Genomic DNA, 1676 nt, shown 5'->3' with positions numbered 1-1676 from the left:
TGGCAAGATCAACTCTGCTGCCTTCAGTGCCGATGGCCAGTATCTGGTGAGCGTCTGTGATAGTAAAACGGTGATAATCTTTGGTCGGGAGACCGATGGTTCATGGCAGGCAAAAGGCACTATCTCCCATGATGGTCGTGTAATATCGTTCATGATCAGTAACGATGGCGACTATGTAGTGACCGCCAGTGTAGATGGCAAGGCGAGAATCTATGGCAAGAAGGACGAACGATCATGGGAAGAAAAAACCACTATTACCCATAATAAAACTGTTATATCAGCTACCTTCAGCGCCAATAGCCGCTACGTAGTGACCGTCAGTGACGATGGCAAGGCGAAAATCTACGCCCTGGAAGACGATGGGTCATGGGCAGAAAAAGCCATCATTTGCCACGATCTTTCAGTAAGATCAGCCACTTTCAGCGCTGATAGTCGCTATCTGGTGACTGCCAGTTCAGATAGCAAAGCGAAAATCTATGGCAAGAAGGACGATGGGTCATGGATACAAAAAGCCATCATTTACCACGATCATCCACTCATATCAGCCACCTTCAGCGCTGATAGCCGCCATATGATCATCGAATGTGAAGATAATAAGGTGAAAATCTATGCCCTGGAGCTCGATGGGTCATGGGTAGAAAAAGCCATCTTTTCGAATCGTCTCTTCTCTGCCACATTCAGCGCCGATAGCCGCCACATAGTAACCTCCGGTCGAGATGACAGGGCGATAATCTATGGTCTGGAAGACGGATCATGGAAAAAAAAAGCCGCCATTTCTCATAACGGTTGGGTCTATTCAGCCACCTTCAGCCCCGATAGCCGCTGTGTGATCACCTACGGTGAAGATAATAAGGCGAAAATCTATGGCCTGAACGATCATGGATCATGGGAAGAAAGAGCTACCATTCCCAATCATATGACAATCACATCAGCAACCTTTAGCGCCGACAGCCGCCATGTGATGATCCTCAGTGAAGACAGGAAGGTAAAAATCTATGGCCGTAAGGTTAATGGCTCCTGGGAAGAAAAAACCACCGTTTTCAATAATATGTATATTAGATCAGCATCCTTCAGCACCGACGGCAGCCATTTGGTCACAGCCAATAAAGATAGTGCGTCGGAATTTATTTATGACCAGTTAAGACATACATTATTTAATTTATTGCTGCCGGTAAATTATCATCTTGCTATTGTTTACGGTCGGGTAAGCGACGGATCATGGCAAAAAAAAGTCACCATTTACCATGATAGTGAGATCAAGTCAGCCACCTTCAGCACCGATGGCCATGTGTTGACGATTCATGAAGATGAGTCGGCGAAAATCACTGAACTAAGGATGGATGAGTGACTGATTGCTTTCAATCGGCAAATGGTTTTTGGTGGGTTTCAGGTTCTGACCCGAAGTGAGGATCATGCAATCAATAGCCCTGAGAGCCATTCTGAAAGACAGAAACCTGATTTCTACTTATTGATCATTTTCCCGAATCAAAGTCCTGTTTTCCTGTTAGCTTCACTAACATCAATGTTATGAACTTCCATGCTAAAACCGACTCTAAGCCGCAGAATCAATTTTGAATATCCTTGCCAACCAGAGAAAAGAACAACTTTTAAGAAACGAACGATGGACTGCATAAATAACCATTCTTGCCTTGGTGAGCCACTCTCATCAACACCCG

At 45.0% G+C, this 1676-nt stretch carries 2 protein-coding genes; one reads left to right on the top strand and one right to left on the bottom strand.

All coding sequences use genetic code 11. The features are described from left to right. On the top strand, positions 1-1348 hold a 1348-nt coding region (locus KDK17_RS15335; protein ID WP_257288444.1), incomplete at its 5' end, for a WD40 repeat domain-containing protein. Positions 1349-1485: 137 nt separating this feature from the next. Here the strand turns inward: KDK17_RS15335 and KDK17_RS15330 are convergent. Next, positions 1486-1676, bottom strand: a 191-nt coding sequence (locus KDK17_RS15330) for a hypothetical protein (protein WP_257254675.1), incomplete at its 5' end; no start/stop codon positions are given.

It is taken from the genome of Endozoicomonas sp. SESOKO2 (assembly GCF_024606245.1).
GTDB lineage: Bacteria > Pseudomonadota > Gammaproteobacteria > Pseudomonadales > Endozoicomonadaceae > Endozoicomonas_A.
The sequence above is the reverse complement of the archived record's forward strand: the minus strand, read 5'-3'. Positions and strand labels throughout refer to the sequence as shown.